The sequence below is a fragment of the Nonomuraea sp. KM90 genome (assembly GCF_052246675.1).
Classification (GTDB): Bacteria; Actinomycetota; Actinomycetes; order Streptosporangiales; family Streptosporangiaceae; genus Nonomuraea.
In genome coordinates this window covers 1-25,548 of sequence record NZ_JBQQCB010000009.1, presented here as the reverse complement: position 1 = coordinate 25,548, position 25,548 = coordinate 1, and the positions used below count along the sequence as shown (strand labels likewise).

General features: G+C 73.6%; 28 protein-coding genes. 13 read left to right on the top strand and 15 right to left on the bottom strand.

Translation table 11 applies throughout. The features are described from left to right. Positions 1–47: 47 nt before the first annotated feature. Positions 48–422, top strand: a complete 375-nt coding sequence (locus tag ACTWPW_RS12815; protein ID WP_443168831.1) for a VOC family protein — start codon at positions 48–50, stop codon at positions 420–422. Between the two features lie 87 nt (positions 423–509). On the opposite strand, the gene ACTWPW_RS12810 is transcribed toward ACTWPW_RS12815, so the two are convergent. The 3 genes from ACTWPW_RS12810 to ACTWPW_RS12800 form a co-directional block, all read right to left on the bottom strand. Continuing rightward, complete coding sequence (locus tag ACTWPW_RS12810; RefSeq protein ID WP_443168830.1) at positions 510–1,793, bottom strand: MFS transporter; 1,284 nt, start codon at positions 1,791–1,793, stop codon at positions 510–512. A 73-nt stretch (positions 1,794–1,866) separates the two neighbouring features. After that, positions 1,867–2,445, bottom strand: coding sequence for a TetR/AcrR family transcriptional regulator (locus tag ACTWPW_RS12805; RefSeq protein WP_375108690.1), 579 nt, complete (start codon positions 2,443–2,445; stop codon positions 1,867–1,869). 39 nt (positions 2,446–2,484) lie between these two features. Continuing rightward, positions 2,485–3,081: a TetR/AcrR family transcriptional regulator gene (locus tag ACTWPW_RS12800; protein ID WP_443168829.1), complete on the bottom strand. Its 597-nt coding sequence runs from the start codon at positions 3,079–3,081 to the stop codon at positions 2,485–2,487. Positions 3,082–3,122: 41 nt separating this feature from the next. Here ACTWPW_RS12800 and ACTWPW_RS12795 point away from each other — a divergent pair, with 41 nt between their 5' ends. Both ACTWPW_RS12795 and ACTWPW_RS12790 read left to right on the top strand, forming a co-directional pair. Further along, positions 3,123–4,301: a macrolide family glycosyltransferase gene (locus tag ACTWPW_RS12795; protein WP_443168828.1), complete on the top strand. Its 1,179-nt coding sequence runs from the start codon at positions 3,123–3,125 to the stop codon at positions 4,299–4,301. A gap of 34 nt (positions 4,302–4,335) precedes the next feature. Beyond that, a complete protein-coding gene (locus tag ACTWPW_RS12790) occupies positions 4,336–5,310 on the top strand; it encodes an aldo/keto reductase (RefSeq protein WP_375108693.1) in 975 nt (324 codons plus the stop codon). 131 nt (positions 5,311–5,441) lie between these two features. Here ACTWPW_RS12790 and ACTWPW_RS12785 read toward each other — a convergent pair whose 3' ends face one another. Then, positions 5,442–5,909: a nucleoside 2-deoxyribosyltransferase domain-containing protein gene (locus ACTWPW_RS12785; protein ID WP_375108694.1), complete on the bottom strand. Its 468-nt coding sequence runs from the start codon at positions 5,907–5,909 to the stop codon at positions 5,442–5,444. A 170-nt stretch (positions 5,910–6,079) separates the two neighbouring features. Between ACTWPW_RS12785 and ACTWPW_RS12780 the strand changes: the two genes are divergently transcribed. From ACTWPW_RS12780 to ACTWPW_RS12765, 4 genes are all read left to right on the top strand, one after another. Further along, positions 6,080–7,195 (top strand): DUF418 domain-containing protein, encoded by a 1,116-nt coding sequence (locus ACTWPW_RS12780; protein ID WP_443168827.1) that lies wholly within the window; start codon positions 6,080–6,082, stop codon positions 7,193–7,195. Positions 7,196–7,297: 102 nt separating this feature from the next. Next, positions 7,298–8,491, top strand: coding sequence for an SfnB family sulfur acquisition oxidoreductase (locus tag ACTWPW_RS12775; protein WP_443168826.1), 1,194 nt, complete (start codon positions 7,298–7,300; stop codon positions 8,489–8,491). An 8-nt stretch (positions 8,492–8,499) separates the two neighbouring features. Continuing rightward, positions 8,500–9,654 (top strand): LLM class flavin-dependent oxidoreductase, encoded by a 1,155-nt coding sequence (locus tag ACTWPW_RS12770; RefSeq protein WP_375108697.1) that lies wholly within the window; start codon positions 8,500–8,502, stop codon positions 9,652–9,654. Continuing rightward, positions 9,651–9,794, top strand: coding sequence for a hypothetical protein (locus tag ACTWPW_RS12765; protein ID WP_375108698.1), 144 nt, complete (start codon positions 9,651–9,653; stop codon positions 9,792–9,794). Before ACTWPW_RS12770 ends, ACTWPW_RS12765 begins: the two co-directional genes overlap by 4 nt. A gap of 103 nt (positions 9,795–9,897) precedes the next feature. On the opposite strand, the gene ACTWPW_RS12760 is transcribed toward ACTWPW_RS12765, so the two are convergent. The 4 genes from ACTWPW_RS12760 to ACTWPW_RS12745 form a co-directional block, all read right to left on the bottom strand. Further along, positions 9,898–10,761, bottom strand: coding sequence for an ABC transporter permease (locus ACTWPW_RS12760; RefSeq protein WP_443168825.1), 864 nt, complete (start codon positions 10,759–10,761; stop codon positions 9,898–9,900). After that, positions 10,758–11,360 (bottom strand): ABC transporter substrate-binding protein, encoded by a 603-nt coding sequence (locus ACTWPW_RS12755; protein ID WP_443168824.1) that lies wholly within the window; start codon positions 11,358–11,360, stop codon positions 10,758–10,760. The genes ACTWPW_RS12760 and ACTWPW_RS12755 overlap by 4 nt, the downstream gene beginning before the upstream one ends. 385 nt (positions 11,361–11,745) lie before the next feature. Beyond that, on the bottom strand, positions 11,746–12,567 hold the full coding sequence (locus tag ACTWPW_RS12750; protein ID WP_443168823.1) for an ABC transporter ATP-binding protein: 822 nt from the start codon (positions 12,565–12,567) through the stop codon (positions 11,746–11,748). Positions 12,568–12,698: 131 nt separating this feature from the next. Continuing rightward, on the bottom strand, positions 12,699–13,397 hold the full coding sequence (locus ACTWPW_RS12745) for a hypothetical protein (RefSeq protein ID WP_443168822.1): 699 nt from the start codon (positions 13,395–13,397) through the stop codon (positions 12,699–12,701). Positions 13,398–13,506: 109 nt separating this feature from the next. Between ACTWPW_RS12745 and ACTWPW_RS12740 the strand changes: the two genes are divergently transcribed. The 5 genes from ACTWPW_RS12740 to ACTWPW_RS12720 all read left to right on the top strand — a co-directional run bounded on the left by ACTWPW_RS12740 (position 13,507) and on the right by ACTWPW_RS12720 (position 18,063). Further along, entirely contained in the window at positions 13,507–14,577 is a 1,071-nt protein-coding gene (locus ACTWPW_RS12740; RefSeq protein ID WP_443168821.1) for a hypothetical protein, read from the top strand. A gap of 120 nt (positions 14,578–14,697) precedes the next feature. After that, entirely contained in the window at positions 14,698–15,279 is a 582-nt protein-coding gene (locus ACTWPW_RS12735; RefSeq protein ID WP_443168820.1) for a hypothetical protein, read from the top strand. 77 nt (positions 15,280–15,356) lie between these two features. Then, complete coding sequence (locus ACTWPW_RS12730; RefSeq protein ID WP_443168819.1) at positions 15,357–16,484, top strand: molybdopterin-dependent oxidoreductase; 1,128 nt, start codon at positions 15,357–15,359, stop codon at positions 16,482–16,484. After that, a complete protein-coding gene (locus ACTWPW_RS12725) occupies positions 16,481–16,918 on the top strand; it encodes a hypothetical protein (RefSeq protein ID WP_443168818.1) in 438 nt (145 codons plus the stop codon). The genes ACTWPW_RS12730 and ACTWPW_RS12725 overlap by 4 nt, the downstream gene beginning before the upstream one ends. 104 nt (positions 16,919–17,022) lie before the next feature. After that, positions 17,023–18,063, top strand: a complete 1,041-nt coding sequence (locus ACTWPW_RS12720) for an endo-1,4-beta-xylanase (RefSeq protein ID WP_375108707.1) — start codon at positions 17,023–17,025, stop codon at positions 18,061–18,063. 10 nt (positions 18,064–18,073) lie between these two features. On the opposite strand, the gene ACTWPW_RS12715 is transcribed toward ACTWPW_RS12720, so the two are convergent. The 6 genes from ACTWPW_RS12715 to ACTWPW_RS12690 all read right to left on the bottom strand — a co-directional run bounded on the left by ACTWPW_RS12715 (position 18,074) and on the right by ACTWPW_RS12690 (position 23,280). After that, a complete protein-coding gene (locus ACTWPW_RS12715; RefSeq protein ID WP_375108708.1) occupies positions 18,074–18,613 on the bottom strand; it encodes a hypothetical protein in 540 nt (179 codons plus the stop codon). A gap of 414 nt (positions 18,614–19,027) precedes the next feature. Then, positions 19,028–19,441 carry an RrF2 family transcriptional regulator gene (locus ACTWPW_RS12710; RefSeq protein ID WP_375108709.1) on the bottom strand — a complete coding sequence of 138 codons (414 nt, stop codon included), beginning with the start codon at positions 19,439–19,441 and terminating at the stop codon, positions 19,028–19,030. 8 nt (positions 19,442–19,449) lie between these two features. Then, a complete protein-coding gene (locus tag ACTWPW_RS12705) occupies positions 19,450–20,391 on the bottom strand; it encodes a sulfite exporter TauE/SafE family protein (protein WP_375108710.1) in 942 nt (313 codons plus the stop codon). A 140-nt stretch (positions 20,392–20,531) separates the two neighbouring features. After that, positions 20,532–20,927: a hypothetical protein gene (locus ACTWPW_RS12700; RefSeq protein WP_443168817.1), complete on the bottom strand. Its 396-nt coding sequence runs from the start codon at positions 20,925–20,927 to the stop codon at positions 20,532–20,534. Beyond that, complete coding sequence (locus ACTWPW_RS12695; RefSeq protein ID WP_443168816.1) at positions 20,924–22,198, bottom strand: hypothetical protein; 1,275 nt, start codon at positions 22,196–22,198, stop codon at positions 20,924–20,926. Before ACTWPW_RS12695 ends, ACTWPW_RS12700 begins: the two co-directional genes overlap by 4 nt. Then, a complete protein-coding gene (locus ACTWPW_RS12690; protein ID WP_443168815.1) occupies positions 22,195–23,280 on the bottom strand; it encodes a hypothetical protein in 1,086 nt (361 codons plus the stop codon). Before ACTWPW_RS12690 ends, ACTWPW_RS12695 begins: the two co-directional genes overlap by 4 nt. Positions 23,281–23,419: 139 nt before the next feature. Here ACTWPW_RS12690 and arsM point away from each other — a divergent pair, with 139 nt between their 5' ends. Further along, positions 23,420–24,172 (top strand): arsenite methyltransferase, encoded by a 753-nt coding sequence (gene arsM / locus ACTWPW_RS12685; RefSeq protein WP_443168814.1) that lies wholly within the window; start codon positions 23,420–23,422, stop codon positions 24,170–24,172. Between the two features lie 14 nt (positions 24,173–24,186). On the opposite strand, the gene ACTWPW_RS12680 is transcribed toward arsM, so the two are convergent. Then, positions 24,187–25,548: mannitol dehydrogenase family protein (locus ACTWPW_RS12680; RefSeq protein WP_443168813.1), on the bottom strand; the 1,362-nt coding region annotated here is incomplete at its 5' end.

Here is a 25,548-nt window from a genome sequence, read left to right as displayed (position 1 = left end):
CTGTTCCGGGGGCGGCCACCCGCGGGCGCTCCCGGAAAGGATGGATCATGGGACTGCCAGTGGTGCACTTCGAGATCATCGGCCAGGAGCCGGAGCGGCTGCGCGGCTACTACGGCGAGCTGTTCGGGTGGGAGTTCGCGACGGGGGACGCGGCCACCGAGAAGGTCTCCGCGCCGGGCGCGTACGGGTTCGTGGGCGCGGCGTCCACCGGGCTCAACGGCGGGGTCGGGGGCGGGGCCGGGTACGAGCGGCGGGTGCTGTTCTACGTGGGCGTCCCCGACGTGGAGGCCGCGCTGCGGGAGGCGGAGCGGCTCGGCGGCACGCGCCTGCTGGGCCCGGAACGGGCGCCGGGCGGGGACCTCGTGGTCGGGCAGTTCACCGACCCCGAGGGCAACCTGATCGGCGTCGCCGGCCCCGCCTGACCCGACCCCCGGCTCCGTCCCCCGGGTCGGGGCCTGGGACCGTCGCCGGGCGGTTGCGCGGTGGCGGCTCCCGTCCCGGGGGCGGGGTCAGCCCTGTCGGGCCGGCTCCGCCTGGCTGCCGGCGCCGGTCTCGTCGGCGGGCCCCGTGCCCGGGACGGGACCGTCGGTGGTGTCCGGCCCATCGGCGGACCCCGTGCCGGAGGCGGGACCGGTGGTGGTGTGGGGGTGGAGCCAGGCGTAGGTGCTCACGGCGATGCCGGCGACCGTGACCGCCGCCCCCGCCAGGTAGACAGCGCGCAGCCCGAGCCCCCCGTCGATGACGACACCGCCCAGCCAGGCGGCGAAGGCGGCGGCGAGCTGGTAGGCGGAGGCGTTCACCGCCATGGCCAGGGTGGGTGCCTGCGCGGCCGTGGCCAGCACGCGGGCCTGCATGCCGGGGATGACCGAGAACCCGAGCGCCCCGACCACGAACACCATCACCGCCGTGACCGCCATGCTCCCGCTGCCCGCCCACATGCCCACGAGCGCCACGGCGAGCACGGCCAGCAGCCCGAGTTGCGAGCGCATCGGCGAGCGGTCCGACAGCCAGCCACCCAGGAAGTTGCCCACCGCCGCGCCCACCCCGTACACCAGCAGCAGGACGGCGACCGCCCCGCCGGCGAACCCGGTGACGTCGGTGACCAGGGGCGCGAAGAACGTGAACACCATGAGCAGCCCCGCGTTGGCCACGGCGGTGACCGCGATGGCGAGCTGCACGTCGCGGCGGCGGAAGACACGCAGCTCGGCGACGGCGGAGGTGGCGGGCGTGGCGTCGCGTACGTCCGGCACCAGCCGCAGCACGAGCAGGAACCCGGCCGCGCAGCACGCGGCGACGGCCAGGAACGTGGCCCGCCAGCCGTGCCCGTTGCCGATGAACGTGCCGATCGGCGCTCCGAGGATCATCGCCAGGTTCATGCCGAAGACGAGCTTGGAGACGGTGGACGCCTGCTTGCCCGGCGCGGCGGTGGAGACGGCGATGACGATCGCGTTGGCGAAGAACGTGGAGGTGACCAGGGCGGTGACGACCCGGGCCGCGAAGAGCACGGGGTAGGAGGGGGCGAGCGCGGAGGCCAGGTTCCCGGCGATCGTGATCCCGAGCAGGATCATGATGAGCGGCTTGCGCGGGAAGCGGGCGGTGAGCGCCGTCAGCACGGGCCCGCCGACGATCATGCCGATGGCGTACGCCGTCACCAGCAACCCGGCGGCCGGGACGGAGACGGCCAGGTCGTGGGCGACGTCCGGCAGGATCCCGGCGATGACGAACTCGCCCGTCGTGATGCCGAACACGCACACCATCAGCGACGGCACGCCGGCCTTGGCAAGCGGTCTCATGAGCGTCTATTCCTTCTTTACAGGTTGGTACAGAATGCGGGCGAAGTAGAACCGGGCCCCGGCGGGGACCCGGTCAGAGGGCGGCGACGGCTCCCTCGACGACGTCGAGCAGCACAGCGCGGTCGTCGGTGACCTTGGCGAGCACGCGCAGCCCGTAGTAGGCGCTCTGGAACGCCCGCGCCACCTGGAGCGCCGGCCGGTCGGACGACAGCTCGCCCGTGGCCTGGCCGACCCGCACCATCCGGTGGATCGCCTGCTCCAGGTCGTCGAACTGCCGCCGCACCAGCCCCGCGACGGCGCCGGTGCGCCCGCCGGCCTCGGTGGCGGCGTTCAGGGCCAGGCAGCCCCGGCGGCCGGGGTCGTTCATGTCGGCGTCGATGACGCCCAGCATCAGGTCACGCAGCCGGTCCCTGACGGACCCGGACCCGGCCAGCTGTTCGAGCTGGGCCTCGGCCTTGGTGGCGGCGTAGCGGCGGATCGCCTCCTCGTACAGGTGGTGCTTGCTGCCGAAGGCGTTGTAGAGGCTGCCCCGGCCGAGCCCGGTGCGGGCGCACAGGTCCTGGGTGGTGGTGGCCTCGTAGCCCTTCTCCCAGAACACCTCCATCGCGGCGTCGAGGACCGCCTGGTCGCTGAACTCTCGTGGCCTGCCCATGGGGGACGCTACCGCATTCTGTACAGAACAGTAAAGAAGTCAGGAGGCCAGCCGGTCCAGGTGATAGCGGACGGCTTCGAGGGCCCGCCCGGGGTCGCGTACGCCGAGCAGCAGGTCGCCGGCCAGCCCCTCGATCATGGCGAGCAGCGCCACGGACTCGAGCCCGGCGTCCAGCCCGGGCCGCAGCTCACCGTCCCGCTGCCCCTGGGCGATCAGCTCGGCGACCCGGTCGTGCAGCCAGCGGTTGCCCTCCCGCAGGTCCCCGATCAGCTCGGGCAGGCCGACGGCCCGGGCGGCGAACGCCTGCCCCGCGCGGCGCTCGGCCCGGCGGCGATCGTCCAGCGGCAGCATCTCGGCCGCCATCGACAGCAGGAACGCCCGCACCGGGGACGCCTCGGAGACCGAGCACATCCCTGCCACGATCCGCTCGGTGACGCGCTCGCCCAGGTAGCCGACCACGTAGCGGAGCATCTCGTCCTTGCCTGCGAAGTAGTGCTGCACGGAGCCGAGCGACATGCCCGCCTCGGCCGCGACGTCACGCAGCCTGGCCTGGTCGAGCCCGTCGCGACCGGCGATGCGCAGCACGGCCTCGGCGATGTGGCGGCGCCGCTCGTCGTGGTCGACCTTCTTCGGCATGGGCCTCCTTTTTTCATACCGGCGTATTATAATACAGCGGTATGGCAACCATCGCGTTCTTCGCCCCCATCGGGGCCGGACACGTCAACCCCACCCTCGGTCTGGCCGCGGAGCTCGTCCGGCGCGGTCACCGGGTCACGTACGCCACCACCGAGGCCAACGCGGAGCGCGTGGCCGAGACCGGCGCCGAGATCGTCCCCTGGATCTCGACCTGGGACGCGCTGGACGTGGACGACGTGCCGCAGATGCACGGCAAGGAGCTGATCAGGGCGATGGGGCTGCTGCTGGAGGAGACCAGGGCGGCGCTGGCCCAGCTCGGCGACGGAGAGCCTCCCGACCTGGTGGTGCACGACGGCCCGCTGTGCTGGTGGGGTCGGATCCTGGCCGAGCGCTGGCGGGTCCCCTCGGTCGAGACCTGGCCGAACCTGGTCGGCAACGACCACTGGTCGATGCACCGGAAGTACACGACGTTCAATCCGCTGAGCCTCGGCTTCCTGCGCATGGCGCTGCGGCTCCGCCGCCTCCTGCGCGCGGAGGGGCTGGGCGACATGCAGGGGTTCATGCGGGGCGACCGGGCCGCGGTCAGGCTGGTGCTGCTGCCGCGCGCCTTCCAGTACGCGGGCGAGACGTTCGGCGACGGCTACGCGTTCGTCGGGCCGGCCCTGACCGAGCGCGCCTTCCAGGGCGGGTGGGAGCCACCCGGCGACGGCCTCCCGGTGGTGCTGGTCTCGCTGGGCACCGGCTACAACAACCGGCCCGACTTCTACCGTACGGTGCTGCGCGCCGCGGAGGGCCGGCCGTGGCACGTCGTGCTGGCGGTCGGCGGCGTGGACCCCGGCGCGCTCGGCCCCATCCCGCCCAACGTGGCGGTGCACCGGCACGCGCCACAGCTCGCCGTGCTGCGCCACGCGCGGGTGTTCGTCACCCACGCCGGGATGGGCAGCACGATGGAGAGCCTGCACTTCGGCGTGCCGATGGTGGCGGTGCCGCAGATGGCCGAGCAGCGGGCCAACGCCGACCGCATCGCCGAGCTGGGCCTGGGCCGTACGCTGCCGCCCGACGGGCTCACCGGCGCCGCGCTGTGGGAGGCGGTGGAGCAGGTGGCGGCCGACGAGGGCGTACGCGAGCGGCTCGGCTGGATGCGCGGCGAGCTGGCGGCGGCCGGCGGGGCCAGGGCGGCGGCGGACGAGGTGGAGAAGGTGCTTAACTGGGGTTCGTAAAACGTTTCATTACGATCTCTGCGGAAGGTCCCCCTTGGACTACGAACGCCAGCCGTACAGAAGGTGCGGCCGCAGCGGACTCCTCCTGCCCGCCGTCTCGCTGGGCCTGTGGCACAACTTCGGCGAGGGCAAGCCGCTCGACAGCCAGCGCGCGATCCTGCACAAGGCGCTCGACCTCGGCATCACCCATTTCGATATCGCCGACCGCTACGGCCCGCCGATCGGGGCCGCCGAGTCCGCGTTCGGGCGGATCTTCCCGCGGTCGCTGCGCGACGAGGCCGTGGTCACCACCAAGGGCAGCAACCCCATGTGGGACGGCCCGTACGGCAAGGGCAACTCGCGCAAGCACCTGCTGGCCACCCTCGACCGCTCGCTGGCCCGGCTCGGCCTCGACTACGTGGACATCTTCTACCTGCACCGCGACGACGACGAGACGCCGCTGGAGGAGCAGGTCGCCACGCTCGACCACATGGTCCGCACCGGCCGCGTCCTCTACGTCGGCGTGTCCAACTTCTCCCCCGAGCGCACCGCCGAGGCCGCCCGCCTCCTGCGCGGCCTCGGCACCCCGCTCCTGGTGCACCAGCCGTCCTACTCCCTCCTCAACCGCGGCATCGAGGCGTCCCTGCTGGGCGTGCTGGAGGAGGAGGGCGTGGGCTGCGTCGTGTACTCGCCGCTGGCCCAGGGCCTGCTGACCGACCGGTACCTGAACGGCATCCCGGCCGACTCGCGGGCGGCCGAGGGGCGCTTCCTGACGCCGGACCGGGTGACGCCGCAGGTGCTGGCGTTCGTACGGGCGCTGGCGGAGCTGGCCGGCGCGCGCGGCCAGACGGTGGCCCAGCTCGCGCTGGCCTGGGCGCTGCGCGACTCCCGGATCACCTCGGTGCTCGTGGGCGCCTCCAGCCCGGAGCAGCTCGAGGCGAACGTGGCGGCGGTGGACCGCCTGGACTTCACCGAGGACGAGCTGTCGGCCATCGAGCGGGCCGCCAAGGAGGCCGGCGTCCCGGCATGACGTAGCGGGAGAACGCCCCTCCCGGGCGTCCTCCCGGGCTGGCGTCCTCGCGGGCGTCCTCCCGGGCGGGCGTCCTCGCGGGCGTCCTCCCGGGCGGGCGTCCTCGCGGGGGTCGGGGGGCGCCCGTCCGGTCACCCGGCGAGCCGGGCCCGTACGGCGGCCAGGGTGTCGCCGAGCGTGGCGTGCACGACCTCGCCGGGCCGGGCCAGCCGCGTCTGCCAGCGCACGTCCGCCGCTCTCGGATAGCCCGGATCGGCCCCGACCACCATCCGCCGGGCCGGGTTGTCCAGCGCCGCCCCCAGCTCCAGCAGCGCGATCGGCTGCGTGCTGTCCCCCGGCGGGAACCAGAACATCGTCAGCACCCCCGGCAGGTGCAGGTGACGGTGCTCCCAGGCGATCTGGACCGGCGTCTGCCGCGGATCCCCCATGGGGAAGTCGCGGCGGCGCGGGTTGAGCACGATCACGCCGAGCCGGCCGAGCTCCCGGGCCGCCCCGCTCTGCCAGTCCGCCACCCCGGTGATGCCACCCGCCAGGAAGACCGCGGGCGGGTCGCCGGGCGCGGGCTCGTAGGGGTCGGGCGCCTCGAAGTACGCGCTCACGGCGGCTCCTCTTCTCTCGTTACGGTTCGGCCTGGTCTGATGCCGGTGAGAGCGCCCCGCGGCCTTCACCCGCGCAACCAAAGTATTGAGGCCGTACATCGATCGATGTACCGGATATTTCGCTCCACGGGATGATCGGGGCGGGCTCGCGCGCCAGCAGAGTTGACGGTGTGGACAGACGCATCGGCGCACTCGACGTGCTGCGCGGCGTGGCCATCATCGGCACGCTGGGCACCAACATCTGGATCTTCACCGATCCCGCCGGACCCACGGCGTTCCTGAGTTCCGGCGGGGACGCCGGGGCGGTGGAGACGTTCCTGCGGTTCCTGTCCAACGGCAAGTTCCTCGGGCTGCTGACGCTGCTGTTCGGGGTCGGGCTCGAACTGCAGTACCGCGGCGCGGTGCGCCGGGGCATGTCCTGGCCGGGGCGCTACCTGTGGCGGGCGGCGCTGCTCCTCGTCGAGGGGGCCCTGCACTACGTCCTGGTCTTCGAGTTCGACGTGCTGATGGGTTACGCGCTCACCTCCATGATCGTCGCGTACCTGATCGGCCGGAGCGACCGCGTGGTCACGGCCTGGATGGTCGCGGCCGGGACGCTGCACCTGGCCGTGGTGGGCCTGGTCACCATGGCGCTGATGGCGGCCCCGGCGGGCGGCCCGCTGCCCGCGCACCCCGCGGGCTGGCTCGACCAGGTGCACCTCCGCCTGCAGAACGCCGTGCTCTTCCGCGCCGAGCTGGTCTTCATCGTGCCCCTGGGCATCGTCCTGTTCCTGCTCGGCGCCCGCCTGCTGCGCGCCGGGGTGTTCGAGGAGCGCGGCGCGCGCCTGCGCGGCCGGCTGATGGCCGTCGGGCTGGGCCTCGGCGTGCCGCTGAACCTGGCCACCTCCTTCGCCGGGCCGGCCTGGTTCATGGTGGACCGCTACCTCCTGGCGCCGCTGGTCGCCCTGGGGCTGCTCGCGCTCATCACCTCGATCGTGCTCGGCATGCGGGGCTCCCCCGGCGTGCTGCGCCGGGGGCTCACGAGCGTCGGCCGGACGGCGCTGTCCTGCTACGTCTTCCAGAACCTGGCGGCGAGCGGGCTCTGCTACGGCTGGGGCCTGGGGCCGGCCGCCCGCTTCGACGGGCTGCGGCCCTGGTGGGTGCCGGTGGCGTGGGCGGCGATCTGCGGGTCGTTCATGGTGCTGTCGTCGTTGTGGCTGCGCCGGTTCGAGCGCGGGCCCCTCGAGCTGGCCTGGCAGTGGGCCTACCAGGCGCCGTGGCGGGCGCGCGATCAGGCGCGCCGGTAGGCGGCACCCGGGAAGCACGTGATGTCGTTAACAGGTATTGCCTACCTGCATTGCAGGAATTACGGTGAGCCCTAACGTCATACGCAGAACGGACGAAACAACATGACCCACGTGATCGCCGACGACGCCGAGGCGCTGGCGACGGCCCGCGGACTCGCCGGGGAGTTCGCGGCGGAGGCCGGGGCCCGCGACGCCGAGCGGCGGCTGCCCGGCCCCGAACTGGACCGGCTGTCGGCCTCCGGCCTGCTCGCGATCACCGTGCCGCGCGCGTACGGCGGCGCCGACGTGAGCGCGCGCACGATCACCGAGGTGTTCCGGCTGCTGGCCGCCGCCGATCCCAACATCGCACAGATCCCGCAGAGCCACTTCGTCTACGTCAACGTGCTGAGGCAGCAGGGCACGGACGTGCAGCGCAAGTTCTTCTTCGGCGAGGTCCTGGACGGCAGGCGGTTCGGCAACGCCCAGTCGGAGGCGGGCACCAAGCACGTCCAGGACCACCGGACCGCGCTGGTGGCCGCGCCCGGCGGCGGCTTCCTGCTGAACGGCACCAAGCACTACAGCACGGGCGCGCTGTTCGCGCACTGGATCCCCGTCCTGGCCCGGCGCGAGGACCGGACGCTGCACGTGGCGTACGTGCCGCGCGACGCTCCCGGCCTGACCGTCGTCGACGACTGGGACGGCATGGGCCAGCGCACCACCGCGAGCGGCACCGTGCGCCTGGAGGACGTGGCCGTCCCCGAGGACCGGGTGGTCCCCCATCACCTGACCTTCACCGGGCCGCAGCTGCACGGCGCGTTCGCGCAGCTCCTGCACGCCGCGATCGACGTGGGCATCGCCGGGGGCGCGCTCGCGGAGGCCGTGGCGTTCATGCGGACCACGGCCAGGCCGTGGTTCGAGAGCGGGCAGGAGCGGGCGGCCGACGACCCGCTCGTCATCCAGCGGGCCGGCGAGCTGGCCGTCAAGGTACGCGCCGCCGAGGCGCTGCTCGTCGCGGCCGGCGAGGCGCTGGACGCCGCTGGGGACCCCGCCCGGGGGGACCTGACCGACGCGTCGGCCGCCGCCGTCTCGATCGCGGTGGCCACCGCCAAGGCGTTCGCCGACCCGGTGGCGGTGGAGCTGGGCAACGCGATCTTCGAGCTCGGCGGCACCCGGTCCAGCCTCGACGGGCTCAACCTGCACCGCCACTGGCGCAACGCGCGCACGCACACCCTGCACGACCCGGCCCGCTGGAAGATCCAGCACATCGGCCGGTACGTACTCGACGGCCGGTTCCCGCCCCGGCACGGCCTGCTCTAGGAGAGACGATGACCCTCACGTTCCACTGGTTCCTGCCCACGTACGGAGACAGCCGCGACGTGGTGGGCGGCGGCCACGGACTGCCCGCCGGGTCGGCCGGCGGTGCCCGCCCGGCCACGCTGTCCTACCTGCGGCAGATCGTGCAGGCGGCCGAGCAGGTCGGCTTCGTCGCCGCCCTGACGCCCACCGGCGCGTGGTGCGAGGACGCCTGGCTGACCACCGCCCTGCTCGCCGACACGACCGAGCGGCTGAAGTTCCTGGTGGCCTTCCGCCCCGGCCTGGTCTCCCCCACGCTGGCCGCGCAGATGGCGGCCACGTTCCAGTGGCACTCGCGCGAGCGGCTGCTGCTGAACGTGGTGACCGGCGGGGAGAGCCACGAGCAGCGCGCGTACGGCGACTTCCTGGACAAGGACGCCCGCTACGCGCGTACCGGCGAGTTCCTGCACATCGTGCGCTCGCTGTGGCGGGGCGAGACGGTGACCTTCGCCGGCGAGCACCTCCAGGTGGAGGGCGCCCGGCTCAACCGGCTGCCCGACCCGGTGCCCGACGTGTACTTCGGCGGCTCCTCGCCCGCGGCGGGGCGGGTGGCGGCGCGGCACGCGGACGCGTACCTCACCTGGGGTGAGGTGCCCTCCGCCGTGGCCGAGAAGATCGCCTGGGTGAACGGGCTGGCCGCGGCCGAGGGGCGTACGCTCAGGCACGGCATCCGGCTGCACGTCATCAGCCGCGACACCAGCGAGCAGGCGTGGGCGCAGGCCGCCAGGCTGCTCGACGGCATCGACCCGGCCACCGTCGCGAAGGTGCAGGCCGGGCTGGGGCGCAGCGAGTCGGAGGGGCAGAAGCGCATGCTCGCCCTGCACGGCGGCCGGCGCGACGACCTGGAGATCTACCCCAACCTGTGGGCGGGCGTCGGCCTGGTGCGCGGCGGGGCCGGCACGGCGCTGGTCGGCAGCCACGCCGAGGTGGCCGACCGGATCGAGGAGTATCACCGCCTGGGGCTCACCGAGTTCGTCCTGTCCGGGTATCCGCACCTGGAGGAGGCGTACTGGTTCGGCGAGGGCGTCCTGCCCATCCTGCGCGAGCGGGGCCTGTGGCGGCACCCCGCGCGGCCCGCCCAGGACGAGCCCGCCTCGATCCCGTTCGCCTCGGCGGGCGCCCGGTGACCACCCTCCCGGAGCTGCGGCGATGCGCCGCCGCGTTCCGCCCCGAACTGGCGGCCGGGGCCGCGGAGCGGGAGCTCACGCGGGCGCAGCCCTGCGCCATGACCGCCGAAGGACTCCGCACGTTCCGCGCGGTCGCCTGACCGGCCGATCCGGCTCCTTCATGGGCGCGCCCACCTCGGGCGCGCCCTTTCGAGGCCCGCTCGCTCCGGGCGGGCGTCAGGGCGCGCGTCATTGCAGGGGCGCTCACTTCGGGTCGTCGAGGGCGAGGGAACCGGTCAGGCCCCTGGCCACCAGGCCCAGCAGCGCGTCGGCGGCCTTGCCCAGCAGGGCGAGCAGCAGGATCGACAGCAGCAGGATGTCGGTGCGGCCGGTGTTCTGGCTGTCGATCAGCAGGAACCCGAGCCCCATCGAGGAGGCGATCAGCTCGGCGGCCACCAGGAACAGCCAGCCCTGGGCCAGGCCGAGCCGGAGCCCGGCGAAGACGGCGGGGGCGGCGTACGGGAGCTGGATGCGGGTGAGCAGGCCGACCCCGCGCAGTCCGTACGCGCGGCCGGCCTCGACGAGGTGCGGATCCACGTGGGCCAGCGCGGCCGACACGGTGGTGTAGACGGGGAAGAAGGCCCCGATCGCCACCAGGACGATCTTCGGGCCCTCGGCGATGCCGAGCCAGAGCACCAGCAGCGGCACCCACGCCAGCGAGGGCACCGCGCGCAGGGCGGCGACGGTGGGCGCGAGCAGGGCCCGCACCGGGCGGTACAACCCGACGGCCGCCCCCAGCGCCAGCCCCGCCGACGCGCCGGCGGCGAATCCCAGCAGCACGCGCTGCCCGCTGATCGCCACGTGCCGCCACAGCTCCCCGCGCCGGATCAGCTCGGTCACCGCAGCCAGCACGGCTGACGGGGAGGGGAGCTGGCTCGGGGTGAACAGCCCGGCGCCGGTGGCCAGTTGCCAGGCGGCCAGGGCGATCAGCGGCACGACCAGCCCGGCGGCGAGCGTCCCAAGACGCCTCCGACGGCCCTTCGACCGCCGCCGCGACGGTGGAGCGCCGCCGTGCGGCGAAAGCGCCGGAGACGGCGCGGCCTTCGAGCGTGGCCGGGCGGTCGTCACGAGGCCTGGGCCTTCTTCGCGAAATCCGGCGCGAACAGCGAGTCGAGCGCGGCCTTCGCCTCCTGTTCCGAGCGCACCTGCCCCTCACGTACCAGGGTCGGCAGGATGCGCTCCAGCACAGCGCGCTGCTCGTCGCCCGGGACCGGGCTGACCTCGATTTTCGTCCGCTCCTTCAGCACCACGGTGGCGACCTCGGGGGCGAGCTTGGCCTCGGACGCCAGCAGTCGCACCGCCTCGTCCGGATGGGCGCCGATCCAGGCGCGCGCCCTCTCATAGGCGTCCAGCACCTTCTGCGCGAGGTCCGGATGCTCCGTGAGGAACCCTTCCCTGGCGTTGAGGAAGCCGTAGGAGTTGAAGGCCGGGTTCCGGTAGAGCAGCTTCGTGCCCGAGTCGACCTGGCTCTGCGCCATCAGCGGGTCCAGCCCCGCCCAGGCGTCGACGTCGCCGCGTTCGAGGGCGGTCTTCCCGTCGGCGTGCTGGAGGTTGACGACCTCGACGTCCGTGCCGTCCAGCCCGGCCGCCTCCAGGGACTGCAGGAGGAAGAAGTACGGGTCCGTGCCCTTGGTGGCGGCGACCTTCTTGCCCTTGAGCTGGGCCACTTCGAGACGGTCGAGTCCTCGCCGACGACGAGCGCCGTCCACTCGGGCTGGGTGTAGATGCCGATCGTCCTGATCGGCGTGCCGTTCGCCCGGGCCTGCAGCGCGGCGGCCCCGGCCGTGGAGCCGACGTCGATGGTCTCGCCGCGCAGGTTCTCGTTGGCCTTGTTGCTGCCGGCCGACAGCACCCAGGTCACCTCGGTGCCCTTGAGCTCGCTCTCCAGCCAGCGCTGCTGCCGTACGACGAGGCTGAGGGGGTTGTAGTAGGCGTAGTCGAGCCGGAGCTGCCCCGGCTCGGGGGTGGCGCCGCTGCTTGCGCCCTCCCCCGGCACGCAGGCGGTGGCCAGCGTGACGAGCAGGACGGCGGCCAGCAGGGGACGGCGGTGGATCATGGAGAGTGCTCCTCGGCGGGGGTGGGTCGGGGTACGCCGAGTCGCTCCAGCAGGCCGGCTCGGAGCGCGGCGAGCTCGGGACGGGCGCGGTCACGGGGCCTGGGGTAGGGAACGTCGTACACGACCGCCACGGTGGCCCCGGCCCGCCCGTCCGCGTGTCCCGGTGCGGCGCCGAGCAGGACCACCCGGTCGGCCAGGTGCAGGGCCTCGTCCACGTCGTGGGTGACGAGCAGGACGGTGGTGCCGGCCGCACGTTGCACCTCGGCCAGCAGGTCCTGCATGCGCAGGCGGGTGAGGGCGTCCAGAGCGGCGAACGGCTCGTCCAGCAGCAGCACGCCGGGCTCCCTGACCAGCGCCCTGGCCAGGGCCGCGCGCTGCGCCATGCCGCCGGAGACCTGCCGGGGCCGGTGCCGGTGGAAGCCGTCGAGGCCGACGACGTCGAGCCAGTGCCGTACGGTCCGCGCGCCGCCCGACCGGGAGGTCCCCTTGGGCAGGCCGAGGGCGACGTTCCCGGCCAGGTCGCGCCAGGGCAGCAGCCTGGGCTCCTGGAAGACCACCGCGCACCGCTCGTCGATCCCGGTGACGGCGCGCCCGTCCACCGTGATCGTCCCCGCCGTCGGCGCGTCGAGGCCGGCGACCAGTCTGAGCAGGGTGGACTTGCCGCACCCCGACGGTCCCAGGATGGCTGCGATCTCGCCGGGGGCGACGTCCAGCTCGACGTCGCGCAGCACGGTGTGGCCGTTGCCGTACGTGTGGCCGACGGCGCGCAGCCCGACGCCCGCCGCCCGGACGGGAACGGTGGCCTGGACGGTCGTCATGCGCCTCCTCCGGTATACCTAGTCAAACAGTAGGAAAAATAGGTTAATAATGTCAACGCCGGACGGCCGCCCCTTGCGCACATACTTTCGGCGACGGGTTCTTGGCGCGGAAGGCCGGAAGGAGGAGCTGTCTAGCCTTTCCGCGTGGGACGGCGGCGGATGAGCAGGATGAGCGCGCCGGCCAGGAGCAGGAGGGCGGCGGCCACGCCGCCGGCTGTCAGGGCCGGGCCGAGGGCTGGGTCGCCGCCGGCTGCCACTGTTGGCGAAGCCGCCCCCGACGTGGCGGGCGTCGAGGCCACCGGGGAAGGGGTGACCGGGGAAGGGGTGCCCAGGGCGGCGAGGAGGGCGGTGTTGACGGGGCCTGCCAGGCTTTCGTGGTTCGTGGTCCGTTCGTCGCCGGGTCGCAGGGGGCCCGTGCCCGGGTCGACCGGTACGTTGCCCGAGCACAGGTTGGACGTCAGGTCGACGCCCGGGACCGGGTCGAAGAGGCCCGACGGGCACGAGGTCGCGAACACCAGGTAACGCGTGCACCGCTCGAAAGGGTAGCCGCACGAGGCGGAGTCGGCGCTGGTCGCGAGCGTGAGCTCGGCGGCGGGAGCACCCTTGTAGACGTTGTCGGCCCGGAAGGTGTAGACGATCGGCGGGCGCGGGCCGAGCGGGTCGCCCTCGCTCTCCCGGACCCCCGTCACGGTGCCGGTGAACACGGTGTCCGCGTGCCCGACCGACTCGGCGGGCGTCAGGTCCGCGCAGGAACACGCGTACGCGGCGGTGGACGTGCCCACCAGGAAGGAGGCGACGAGGGCGAGGAGAGCGAGCGAACGAAGGACCATGCCCGTACGACGTCCCGGGCCGGGTGAACAGTTCATCCCTCTTCCCGTTCGCCTGAATGATGATCCATGTTCACAAACAAGCCCAAACCAGCCCATAGATTCCAACTTCATGGCATTTAACGACATGTCCCCCGTGATAGACCGTGGCCTCTCCCGGCGGTCCCTGCTCGCCGGCCTGGTGGGCGGGGCCGGGGCCACCGTGCTGGGCGCAGGTGTCCCGGCGCAGGCACAGGCACGGCCGGGCGGCGGGAAGGCGCCGCGCGTCCTGATCGCCACGAACGAGCCGTGGGGCACCTACCACTCCGCGCCGCTGCTGCCCGAGGCCCGGCGCCTGGGGTGGGACCTGGTCCAGCTCGTGCCCGACCGGTCGGGGATCAAGCCCGGCGATCCGGTGCCGGTCGCGCTCCCCGGCGAGGTCACGGAGGCCGACCTGCTCGTGGTGACGGGCGCCGGGGACTGGCCGGCGGACTGCGCCGCGACGTTCCCCCGCCTGCCCATGGTCGCGAGCTCGCTGGCCTACCAGCTGCCGGTCGAGGCGCCCCGGGCGAAGGAGTTCAGGGGGCGGCTGCGGGCGATCACCGCGTCGTCGCCGGCCGAGGCGAAGGTGTTCGACGACTACCTGGGCACGCGCCGCCCGATCGAGGTCGTGGGCACGCCGCAGACCGACGACCTGCCCAGGCACGCTCCGGAGGCGGGGACCGTACTGGTGCTGACCAGCGTGACCCGCTCCAGCGAGACGGGCGGCTCGGCGCCCGGCACCGAGCTGCTGCTCGCCGCGGCGGACCGGCTCGCGGCGGCCGGCAAGCACATCCTGGTCGGGCTGCACCCGCGCGAGGACCGTTCCCTGTGGGAGCGGTACGAGATCAGCACCGTCGCCTCGGTCCAGGCGTCGGCCCGGGCGGAGGCCGCGATCGGGATCCCCGGGACCGTCTTCCCGGTCGTCGCCGCGGTGGGCGTCCCGCTGGTGGGGTGCACGGACCCGCGCCTGCAGATCCCCGGTTACCTGCTGAGCGTCTGCACGCACACGATCACCTCCGCCGACGACGCCGTCACCGCCGTGGAGTCGGCCGAGCCGGTCTCGCGGAAGGTGCTCTACGAGGCGGTCGGGCCGGTGGGCGGCTCGGCGAGGCGCCTGCTCAAGGTCTGGCGCAAGGCCGGTCTCCGGGCTGCTGCGGCCTGAGCCCCACCTGAGCGCGGCGGGCCGTGGGGGGTGGATCGATCGGACAGGTGGCCCAGGATTCTGGACCTACCCGCCGGAGGGACTCGGTGGTGGGCGGGCCGGCGGGCGAGGGTCTCGGGTATGAGTGACATCTCTTCCGAGTCCACCGTCCCGGCGGCCGGGGCGGCGCGCCGTGCGCTGATCGGCGTCGCGCGCCGCTGGCCCACGTGGTGCGGGCTGGCCGCCGCCGCCTTGAGCGCCCTGGATCTGGGGGACGGCCGCGGGCAGGCGCTCGTCGTGTTCCTCGCCGCGCTCATCTACCTCGGCACCGCCGTGGTCGGCCGGCCGGGCGTGGTGTGGCCGCTGTTCGGCGCGTCCGTGGTGGCGGTGACGCTGCTGCGGCTGCTCGACGCCGACCCGTGGCCCGCGCTGGTGGGCGGTGCGGTGTCGATCGCCGTGATCGGGCTGATGGACGGCCTGCTGCGGCGACCCCGGCTCACCGCCGCGCAGTTCCCCGCCATGCTGGTCTTCGGCGGCGCCGCCCTGATCGCGATGTCCCTCTCCCCCGCCGTCGGCGGCTACCTCGTCGCCGCCGCCCTGATCGCCCACGGAACGCTGGACATCGTCGTCTGGCGGGCGAACAAGGTCGTGGCGCGGTCGCTGGCGGAGTTCTGCGCCGTCCTCGATCTCACGCTCGGTGTGGCCATCCTGGTGCTGATCTGACGCCGCTTTCTTACGGAACGCGGACGGTACGGGCCGCGGCGGCCCTTCCCGGGCACCGGGATGTCAGGCTCCGAGACATGAGCAGGCACCTGACACGCATGGGCCGGTCGCTGTCCGGCCGGTTCACCAGCCCGCTGCGTTCGGAGCGGGTCGCGGCCAGGCTGGGCACGTGGCTGGGGATCAGCTTCACCGTCGCCTTCGCGACCGGTCTGTTCAGCCACTTCACCCAGCACCCGCCCGCCTGGCTGCTGTGGCCGTCCCGGCCGGTCAACCTCTATCGGGTCACCCAGGGCCTGCACGTCATCAGCGGCATCGCCACGGTCCCGCTGCTGCTGGCCAAGCTCTGGACGGTCTACCCCAAGCTGTGGCAGTGGCCGCCGCTGCGCTCCGCCGGACACGCCGTCGAGCGGCTGTTCGTGCTGCTGCTCGTGGCGGGCGCGCTGTTCCAGCTGGTCACGGGGCTGTTCAACATCGCCTACCTGTACCCGTGGCCGTTCGGCTTCCTCCAGGCGCACTACTGGACCGCCTACATCGTGTACGGCGCGCTCGTCATCCACGTCGTCAACGAGTGGGCCAAGATCCGGCGGCACCTGTTCACCCGCGTCGAGGAACCGGGGCGGCGCCGGTTCCTGTACACCGTCGCCGCGGCGTCGGGCCTGGTGGCGCTGGTCACCGCCGGGGAGGCGCTCACGCCCCTGGAGCGGCTGGCCGTGCTGGCGCCGCGCGATCCGGACGTGGGGCCGCAGGGTGTGCCGGTGAACCGGTCGGCCGCCGCGGCGGGGGTGACGGAGGTGCTGCGCGACCCGGCGTACCGGCTGGTCGTGACGGGAGCCGTACGCACCGAGCTGTCTCTCAGCTACGCCGACCTCCAGCGGTTGCCGCAGCACACGGTCAGGTTGCCGATCGCGTGCGTGGAGGGCTGGAGCGTGGAGTGCGAGTGGTCGGGCGTACGCCTGCGCGACCTGATCGGCCGGGCCGGCGGGTCGCCGGAGGCGTACCTGACGGTCGAGTCCCTGGAGCGGTCCGGCTACTACCGCACCAGCGAGGTACGGCCCCCGCACTGGAACGACCCCCTCACCCTGCTCGCGCTCACGCTCAACGGCCGCCCGCTCGACCCCGACCACGGCTACCCGGCCCGGCTCATCGCGCCCAACCGGCCGGGTGTCATGCAGACCAAGTGGGTCGCGAGGGTGAGGGTCTCATGAGGTGGCTCGGTCACGCGGCCGGCGGCGGGCTCGTGGTGCTCGGCCTGGCCGGGCTGGTGATGGAGACCGATCCGGTGGGCTGGGCGTTGTGGTTCGGCCTCCTCCTGGTGGCGCACGACGCGGTGCTGATGCCCGCGATCCTGCTGGTCGGGCTGGTCGCGGGCCGTCTGGGCCCGGTGCCGAGGGCGGCCCTGATCGTGGCAGGCGCGGTGACGCTGGCGACCCTGCCGACGGTGCTGGCCCTGGGGCGGCGGGCCGACAACCCGTCGATCCTGCCGCTCGACTACTTCCGCAACCTGCTGCTCGTCCTGGCCGCGATCGGGCTCACCGCGCTGGTCTCCCGGCTCGCGGGCCGGGCCTGGGCCTCCCGGATGGCGGCCCGGCCGAGATCGGCCGTCTCCCGCCTACGCCAGAGGTTGACGAAGCGTCGCTGAGCCCATACGGTTCCGGCGACCGGTGAAATTATCGTCATGCTCCCGAAACTTTCGGGAGCGTGTCGCCTCTGGCACCCCCCGGCTTCGGCATCGGAGGTCTTTCGGTGAAGCCACTGATCATCGCCCTCGCACTCGTCCTCGCCGCCCCCCTGCCCGCGTCCGCCCACCCGCGACCGCCCCGGGACCTGCGGGCCCTGGCCCAGCAGCACGGCATCAAGATCGGCTCCGCCGTCGACATCGCCGCCCTGCGCGCCGAGCCCGACTACCGCAAGGTGCTCAACCGCGAGTTCAGCCACGTCACCGCCGAGAACGCGATGAAGTGGGAGTCCGTGGAGCCGGAGCGGGGGGTGTTCACCTGGGCCGACGCCGACGCCCTCGTCGAGAGCGCCCGCCGCAACCGCCAGCAGGTACGCGGCCACACCCTCGTCTGGCACAACCAGCTCCCCGCCTGGCTGACCACCGGCGTCGAGGACGGCTCGATCGACGCGGCCGAGCTCAGGTCGATCCTGCGCGACCACATCACCGCCCAGGTACGCCGCTACAAGGGCAAGATCCGGGCCTGGGACGTGGTCAACGAGGTCGTGGAGGAGGACGGCACCCTGCGGCAGAGCCTCTGGCTCACCCACCTCGGCCCCGGCTACATCGCCGACGCCTTCCGCTGGGCGCACCGCGCCGACCCGCACGCCAAGCTCTTCATCAACGACTACAACCTGGAATGGAACGCCCCCAAGATCGAGACCACGCTGTCCCTGGTCAAGGACCTCCAGGCGCAGGGCGTGCCGATCCACGGCGCCGGCTTCCAGGGCCACCTCGGGATCCAGTACGACTACCCCGGCGACTGGGCGAACGTCATGCGCCGCTTCGCCGACCTGGGCCTGGAGATCGCGGTCACCGAGCTGGACGTGCGCATGGAGCTGCCCGTGACCCCGGAGAAGCTGGCCACGCAGGCCACGTACTACAGCCGGGCGCTCACCGACTGCCTCAGCGTCCGGGCCTGCCGCGAGCTCACCGTCTGGGGCTTCACCGACCGGCACTCGTGGGTGCCGGGCTGGTTCGAGGGACAGGGCTCGGCGTGCCTGTTCGACGAGAACCTGGCGCCCAAGCCCGCGTACCAGGCGTTGCTGGCGGTGAAGAGCCCCCGCTAGGGCCGGCTCCTCACGGCTTCGTGAGGACCTGGTGCAGGCCGTAGACGAAACGGGCCCGGTACGTCACACCGTCGTGGGGAAAGTCGACGGTCCAGTGGTGCGGTGCCGGGCCCTCGATCTGTACGGCGCCGGGGAAACTCGCGCCGAGGTCGGCCACCACGCACGTCCACGGGGTGAGGTCGGCGAAGGTCAGGGCGGCGGCGCCGGCGGGGCGGACGAACCACTGGTTCCACACCTCGCCGCCGGGGCCGACCAGGGCCTCGAACTCCAGCCCCGGCCAGGACGGCAGCGGCCAGCGCAGGACGTCGCAGGTGAGACTTCCGGCCGGCCGCCTGCCCCGGTAGGGGGCCGGGCCCAGGGCCATCCGCAGCGCGGCCGCCCCCTTCGGCGCCCTCGGGGCGTGGGCCAGCCGCGTCCAGTGGGCGTGCGCCTCCCGCAACTCGGCCCGGGAGGCGCCCATGTCACGCAGCGCCTCCTCCACCCTGGCGGGGTTGAGGTCCCGCATGCGGTGCATCAGCGCCAGCTCGAACTCCCGCACCCCGAACGCCATGCCCTCCAGCTTGCCAGCCCCCTACCCCACCTCCGACCGCAACCGGGATCCGCCCATCGGCTCGAAGCGGCGGGCGCGGCGCGGCCAGCGCGACCCGGCAGACGCGAGGTAACCGGCGGACGCGGCATGACGGACACGGCATTGGCGGGCGGCGCGGCGTGGCGGGCGCGGCGTGGCGGGCTGCGCGAGGCAGGCGGCGCGACCCGACGGACGCGACCCAGCAGGCGCGGCGCGGCCAACGCGAGGCGGGCGGCACGAGGCGGGCGGCACGAGGCGGGCGGTCACCGTGCCTCCGCGCCGACGGCCCCGCGTAGGGGGCGGGGCGGTCGCCGGGTCTTCGGTCGAGGGTCCCGGGCAGGGGGCGGGGGCGGGGCGGTCGCCGGCCTTTGGGCTAGGGTCCTGGGACCGGGGCGGTCAGTGGGTTTCTTGTTGGGCCAGGGCGGTCGGGTGGGTGCTGGAGGCGACGACGTCGGCGAGGGTGATCTCGCTGAGCAGGGCGTCCTCGTGGCTGCGCAGCCGGTCCCAGATCTCGGCCAGCGGCGCGGCCGCCGCCGGGAAGGGCCGGGCGGCCGGTTCGACGCCCTCGGTGACGCGGATGACGTCGGCGAGGGCGATCTCCCCGGCCGGGCGGGCCAGCCAGTAGCCCCCGTCCGGGCCGCGCTGGCTGCGGATGAGCCCGGCCCGGCGGAGCTGGAGCAGAATGTTGTCGCAGAAGCGGCGCGGGATCTCCTGCGAGTCGGCGATCCACTCCGCGTGCACCGGGCGGTCGGCCCCGGCCAGGGCGAGCATGGCACCGAGGGCGTACTGGGTGCGGGCTGAGATTCTCATGGGCGATCTCAGGCGGGGGCCGTCTCCTCCTCGGCCGACGTACGCTGCCGCAGCTCGCTCTCCACGGCCTCGACCGACTCGTTGGCCTTGTCGCGGCGGTATTCGCGGACCGAGTAGGCGATGGCGGCCGCCCAGATGACGGCGATGGCGATGTAGGCGACCGCCTGGACGCCGCCCGAGGCGTCGACCCAGTCACTGCGCAGCAGCGTCCGTACGTTGGTCAGCACGATGACGCCGCCCACGGCGGAGCCCAGGATGCGCGGCGGGATGTGACGGACCAGCCAGGCCGCGATCGGTGCGGCGATGACGCCGCCGAGCAGCAGCACCCCCACCCACGCGAAGTTGATGTTCTCCGAGCCGATGCCGACGAAGAAGCCCACGCTGGCGGCGATGGCGACGAGGAACTCGCTGGCGTCGACGGAGCCGATCACCTTGCGCGGGGCCAGGCGGCCACTGGCCAGGATGGCGGGCGTGCCGACCGGGCCCCAGCCGCCACCGCCGGTGGCGTCGACGAAGCCGGCCAGCAGGCCGAGCGGGGCCAGGAACCGCCTGCGCAGCGGCTTGCCCAGGTTGCCGCGCGGCAGGCCGAAGGCGGTGAAGCGGATAAGAATGTAGACGCCCAGCGACAGCAGGATGAGCGACATGACCGGGGCGGCGATCTCGGTGGACAGGCTGGACAGGAACGTCGCACCGGCGAACGCGCCGATGGCGCCGGGGACGCCGATCTTGGCGACGACCTTCCAGTCCACGTTGCCGAAGCGCCAGTGGGAGATGCCGGAGGCCAGCGTGGTGCCGATCTCAGCGAGGTGGACGGTGGCGGAGGCCGCCGCCGCGTTGGTGCCGATGGCCAGCAGCAGCGTCGTCGACGTGACGCCATAGGCCATGCCGAGGCTGCCGTCGACGAGCTGGGCCGCGAGACCGACCAGCCCGAGCAGGATGAGCGCTCGCACGATCTCCCCTTCCCTACCATTCCTACTATACAAGTAGGAATAATAATTTAAGGAGCCGGGCGTTCTGTCAACCCCTGGACCGCAGAAAGCTTCCACGAGCGCGACCGTCCCGCCCTCCGGCCAGGGGCGGGACGGCCGGTCTAGTCGGTGATCAGTGCCTTGACGGCAAGCTGTTCCTCGCCCGCCGGGCCGTCGAGCCGGATCGACAGCTCCCAGACGCCGCTCATGGAGAACAGCTCGCCGGTGGCCACGAAGCGGCCCGGCTCCCGCTCGGCGGCGGCGAGCTCGGGCGTGGAGTGCCCCATGTCGGCCATCACCGCCGAGAGGGTCACGGTGTCGGCGTCGCCGGCGTTCACCACGACCTCCACGGTGCCGGGCCCGGGGGCGGGGTCCTCGATCAGGACGGTGGCGGCGTAGCGGGATCCCGTGGTGCTCAGGCTGAGCGGCTCGGCCGCCACACTCCTGCCCACGACGAACAGCGCCACGGCGGCCACGACGAGGGCGGCGGCGACGGCCAGCGCGCGCCTGCCGTTCATCGCAGGGTCCCCGAGGCCGTCACGTCGACGGTGAAGGGGGCGGTGACGATGCGGTCGGCGGTGGCGTACTGGGCCCAGGCGAGGTAGCGGCCCGGCTCGGGGAAGCTGAAGGTGAAGCGCAGCCGGGAGCCGGGGGTGCCCATCTCGTGCACGTGGCCGAAGAAGGTGCCGTCCTGGCTGCGTACGAGCAGGTGGCCGGTCATGCCCAGCCAGGGCCGCACGCCGGCGGGGGCGGGCAGCTCGATCGTCGCCGGACGGCCGGCCACCGGGACGGCGGGACGCAGCAGCGGCGAGACCGCCTCGCCGGCCGGCACGGAGGTGCCCGGGGCCGCTTCGCCGCCGATCTCGAAGCCGGCGGTGACGAGCTGGCCGCCCGAGTCCTCGCGTTCCAGCTCGGCGTGCGCCAGGTACCGGCCGGGCCGGTCGGCGCGCAGCCTGACCTCCAGGCGGCCGGGAGCCGTGCGGAGGGGGTGGAGGTGGCGGAAGTACCGGCCGTCCGCGCTCGTGACGACCACGTGGGCGAGCGCCTCGTGGTGCACGGCGAGGTCGTCCACGGGCCGCCCGGTGGAGCCGTCGACGAGGTCGACCCGCAGCGTGAAGTCCTGCCCCGCCGCCGGCCGGGCCGGCACCGTGGCCACCCGGGCCTGCGCGTACGGCCGCCCGCCCGCCGGCGTCCCGGCCACCGGCGCGGCGCCGTCGGGCACAGTGGGGGGCAGCTGCGGTTCGAACACGATGACCATGGCGGCGACCGTCACCCCGGCCGCGGCGCCCGCGGACAGCAGCATCGCCGTGGCCCGCCGGGCCAGCCCCCCGGTGAGCAGGCCGCCGACCAGCAGCAGCCCGGCCACGAACAGGCCGCCGTAGATCAGGAGGTCCCCGGCCGAGCCGCGTTCGACGAGGACGCGGAACGGGACGACGGCGACCTCGTCCCCCGCGCTCAGCTTCAGCTCGTGCGGCCCGGTCCGCTCCACTCTGAGCTGCGCGTACTGCGGGTCCCGCGCCGCCGCCCCGGCCGTGCCCGTCACGGTGCGGCCGTCCTCGACGGAGCGGACCTCCAGGCCGACGGGCAGCCCGGCGACCGGCTGGTACGCGATGACCCCGATCCGCAGCGGCCCCGGCACCCGGGACGTCCCCTTGATCACCACCGTGACCTCCGCGCCGGCGATGCTCTGGGCGATCCGCAGGTCCGCCCCCGCCGTGACGTTGTGCGCCGCGGCGGGAGCGGCCAGCGCCAGCACCAGGACGGCGGCGAGGCACAGGGCTCGGATCATGCCCGCTCTGCTCGTCCCGGTCCAGGCATGTCGACCGCGTTGGGCAGCATCAGCGCCCCGAGCGCCAGCCCGATGAGCCCGGCGATGATCGGGGCGCCGGTCCACAGCTCCGGCACGCCGGGCAGACCGCCACCCGTGGCCGAGGCGACCCCGATGTAGAGCGACCAGGTGGCGAAGGCCGACAGCCCGGCGAAGGTCCAGTAGGCGCCCCGCCGCGCGCCGGACGGGCGGAGCCAGCGGATCAGCAGGTCGCTCACGAATCCGGCGGCCACGAACGACAGCAGCATCGGCAGGTTCTCGAACTGCGTCTGCGCGCCCGGCATGAGGATGCCGATCGCGTACATGACGGTCACCGAGCCGAACGGCAGGGCCCAGCGGCGCGCCAGGAAGAGCACGGGGGCGAGCACGATGACGTTGGTGACGACCATGGCGAGGGCGAGCCGGCTGGCGCCCTGGCCGTCCGCCGAGGAGAACGCCTCGACGATGCGCAGGGAACGGTACTGCATCGCGTCGCCGTACGAGAGGAAGAGGGACACCAGCGTGGTGGCGAACGCCAGCCCGATCAGCGCCGGGAGCAGGCGGCCCAGGGACGGGCTCGCGCCCACGTCGGGGGCGTTCCACGCGGAGCGGAGCGGCGTGGTGATGATGAGGAGCATCGTCACGACGAGCCCGAGATGCGAGGGGCTGAACAGGATGTCGAGGCTGGTCTCGATGCCGAGGACGGTGTGCCAGATCATGTCGGCGAACCCGAAGGCGGCGAACGCCGGCACCGCCACCAGCCCGGCCAGGTATCCCGGCGGCACGGCGGCCAGCCCCTGCCGCCCGGCGCGGACGTTACGCCACACCTGCCACATGATCCAGCCCGAGACCACGGCGAACCCGGAGTAGAACACCGCGTGCCAGGGCGTGAAGAACGTCTCCAGCTCCGCCAGGTTGCTGTGCGCCCACGCGTCGATCATCAGGCCGACGCCGAACCAGACGCCGAACAGGGCCGTCACCAGGTCCGTTCTCGGCGACACCCACTCGCGGGCCTCCCCCGAGTCCGCCAGTAATCGCCGCATGCCGACATTAGCCAAGGCCATTCCATGACTCCTTCCTGTCGGCTCGAATCTATCCAGATCGAGTGAGATGCACGTAAGGACAGTTGACCGGGCCGGCGCCCTTGACTGATTAGAGACTTGTCTATTTAGATGGAAGTCTCATCAATAGGAGGAGGTCGTCATGAGCCGGCCCAGCGACCTGCGGGAAGAAGTCAGAGCCCGGTACGCCGCCGCGGCCCTGTCCGTCATCGAGGCCGGCCCCGCCTCGGGCTGCTGCGGCGGCCCCGCCGGCGAGCAGGTGTTCGGCGGGGGCCTGTACGACGCCGAGGAGCGGGCGGCGCTGCCCGCCGATGCCGTGACCGCCAGTCTGGGCTGCGGCAACCCGGTCGCCGTCGCCGAGCTGCGCGAGGGGGAGACCGTGCTCGACCTCGGCTCCGGGGGCGGCATCGACGTGCTGCTGTCGGCGCGGCGCGTCGGGCCCGGCGGCATGGCGTACGGGCTGGACATGACCGACGAGATGCTCCGCCTGGCCCGGGCGAACGCGGCGGCGGCCGGGGCGCCGAACGTGAGCTTCCTCAAGGGCACGATCGAGGCCGTCCCGCTGCCCGACGCGGCGGTGGACGTGGTGATCTCCAACTGCGTGATCAACCTGTCCGTGGACAAGCCGTCGGTGTTCGCGGAGACGTACCGGGTACTCAGGCCCGGCGGCCGGTTGGGCGTCTCGGACGTGGTGGCCGAGGATCACCTCACCCCGGCGGACCGGGCCGGGCGCGGCGACCACGCCGCGTGCGTGGCCGGGGCGCTGTCCATGGCCGAATACCGCGACGGCCTGGCCGCGGCGGGCTTCACCGGCGTCACCATCACGCCCACCCACCGGGTGGCGGACGGCCTGCACTCGGCCGTCATCCGCGCCACCAAGCCACCGGCCGCCTGAGGCGCGCTCACACGTCACTCGAGCTCGGCGGCCCGCGCCGTGACGGCGTCGATCAGCTCGGCGTCGTGGGCCAGCGCCGGATCGAGGCAGGCCAGGACGGTCCTGGCGGCCTCCCGCAAGGGCCCGGCGACGGACGGGGCGGCGGCGTCGCGTACCGGGGCGCCGCCGCCGCGCAGGTGGCGCAGCCAGGCCGTGATCATGCGGACGGCCCCGGCGGGCAGCGCCCCGCGCCGCCGCTCGGCGCGCAGGACGGGCAGGACGCGTACGGGCAGCTTTCGCGACCCGTCCTCGGCGATCTTGGCGAGAGTGTGGCGGATGCGCGGGTTGGCGAACCGGTCCAGCAGCGCGGCCCGGTAGGCGGCCAGCTCGGGTCCGGGGAGGTCGAGGTGGCGGGCGGCCTCGGCCCACCACTGCTCCAGCCAGGCCCGGCAGGCCGGATCGGCGACGGCCTCGGCGACCGTGGCGTGCCCGCGCGGGGGCCCGGCGTAGGCCAGGAGGGAATGGCCGCCGTTCAGCAGCCACAGCTTGCGTTCCTCGTACGGGGTCGCGTCGGGGACGAAGCGGACGCCCGCGTCCTCCCAGCGTGGCCTGCCCGCCGGGAAGTCCCCGCACAGCACCCACTCGGCGAACGGCTCGGCGACCACCGGCGCGGCGTCGGCCCGGCCGGTGGCGGCGGCCACCACGCCGGCGTCCTCCCCTGCTGGGTACGGCGTGATCCGGTCCACCATGGTGGTGACGTAGGAGGCGGAGGTCCGCAGGCCGGCCGCGTCGGCCAGTTCCTCGACCAGCCGCGCGGTCACCTCGCCGTTGCCCGGCAGGTTGTCGCACGGCACGATCGCCACCGGCCCTCCCCCGGCCCGCCGCCGCGCCGCCAGACCGGCTGTCAACCGCCCCGCCACGGTGCCCACCGGCGCCTCCGGGTCCGCGCGCAGCGCGAGGAGGTCGGCGCGCACGTCGTCCCCCGTGCTGTAGGCCGCCTCGGTGACCGTCAGGGTGACCACGGCCAGTTCGGGCCGCCGCCAGTACGCCAGCCAGGCCCCGTGGTCGCTCCCGGGGTGCGCCGCCGTGACCGAGCTGATCACCTCGAAGGCGTCGCCGTCCCCGCCCCGGGTGACCAGCGTGTACACGCCGTCCTGGGCGGCCAGGCGGGCGACGAGGTCCGTGCTGCGGCCGGTGAAGGCGGCGATGCCCCAGCGGGCGGCGTCGGGGGCGTGCTCGGTGTACCAGGCCTGGTGGGCGCGGAAGAACCCGCCCAGCCCGAGGTGCAGCATGCGGACGGGGGCGGCCGGGCGGCCGTCGGCGGCGCGGGTCAGGGGCGGGATCATGGGCAGAGTCATGGGCGGGGTCGTGGGCGGGGTCATGGGCGGGGTCATGGG

Bases quoted from the DNA above. Each gene is read 5' to 3' on its own strand.
- ACTWPW_RS12815 (WP_443168831.1), top strand. From the start codon at position 48: ATGGGACTGCCAGTGGTGCACTTCGAGATCATCGGCCAGGAGCCGGAG.
- ACTWPW_RS12810 (WP_443168830.1), bottom strand. From the start codon at position 1,793: ATGAGACCGCTTGCCAAGGCCGGCGTGCCGTCGCTGATGGTGTGCGTG.
- ACTWPW_RS12805 (WP_375108690.1), bottom strand. From the start codon at position 2,445: ATGGGCAGGCCACGAGAGTTCAGCGACCAGGCGGTCCTCGACGCCGCG.
- ACTWPW_RS12800 (WP_443168829.1), bottom strand. From the start codon at position 3,081: ATGCCGAAGAAGGTCGACCACGACGAGCGGCGCCGCCACATCGCCGAG.
- ACTWPW_RS12795 (WP_443168828.1), top strand. From the start codon at position 3,123: ATGGCAACCATCGCGTTCTTCGCCCCCATCGGGGCCGGACACGTCAAC.
- ACTWPW_RS12775 (WP_443168826.1), top strand. From the start codon at position 7,298: ATGACCCACGTGATCGCCGACGACGCCGAGGCGCTGGCGACGGCCCGC.
- ACTWPW_RS12770 (WP_375108697.1), top strand. From the start codon at position 8,500: ATGACCCTCACGTTCCACTGGTTCCTGCCCACGTACGGAGACAGCCGC.
- ACTWPW_RS12750 (WP_443168823.1), bottom strand. From the start codon at position 12,567: ATGACGACCGTCCAGGCCACCGTTCCCGTCCGGGCGGCGGGCGTCGGG.
- ACTWPW_RS12745 (WP_443168822.1), bottom strand. From the start codon at position 13,397: ATGGTCCTTCGTTCGCTCGCTCTCCTCGCCCTCGTCGCCTCCTTCCTG.
- ACTWPW_RS12740 (WP_443168821.1), top strand. From the start codon at position 13,507: ATGGCATTTAACGACATGTCCCCCGTGATAGACCGTGGCCTCTCCCGG.
- ACTWPW_RS12735 (WP_443168820.1), top strand. From the start codon at position 14,698: ATGAGTGACATCTCTTCCGAGTCCACCGTCCCGGCGGCCGGGGCGGCG.
- ACTWPW_RS12730 (WP_443168819.1), top strand. From the start codon at position 15,357: ATGAGCAGGCACCTGACACGCATGGGCCGGTCGCTGTCCGGCCGGTTC.
- ACTWPW_RS12725 (WP_443168818.1), top strand. From the start codon at position 16,481: ATGAGGTGGCTCGGTCACGCGGCCGGCGGCGGGCTCGTGGTGCTCGGC.
- ACTWPW_RS12715 (WP_375108708.1), bottom strand. From the start codon at position 18,613: ATGGCGTTCGGGGTGCGGGAGTTCGAGCTGGCGCTGATGCACCGCATG.
- ACTWPW_RS12710 (WP_375108709.1), bottom strand. From the start codon at position 19,441: ATGAGAATCTCAGCCCGCACCCAGTACGCCCTCGGTGCCATGCTCGCC.
- ACTWPW_RS12700 (WP_443168817.1), bottom strand. From the start codon at position 20,927: ATGAACGGCAGGCGCGCGCTGGCCGTCGCCGCCGCCCTCGTCGTGGCC.
- ACTWPW_RS12695 (WP_443168816.1), bottom strand. From the start codon at position 22,198: ATGATCCGAGCCCTGTGCCTCGCCGCCGTCCTGGTGCTGGCGCTGGCC.
- ACTWPW_RS12690 (WP_443168815.1), bottom strand. From the start codon at position 23,280: ATGGCCTTGGCTAATGTCGGCATGCGGCGATTACTGGCGGACTCGGGG.
- arsM (WP_443168814.1), top strand. From the start codon at position 23,420: ATGAGCCGGCCCAGCGACCTGCGGGAAGAAGTCAGAGCCCGGTACGCC.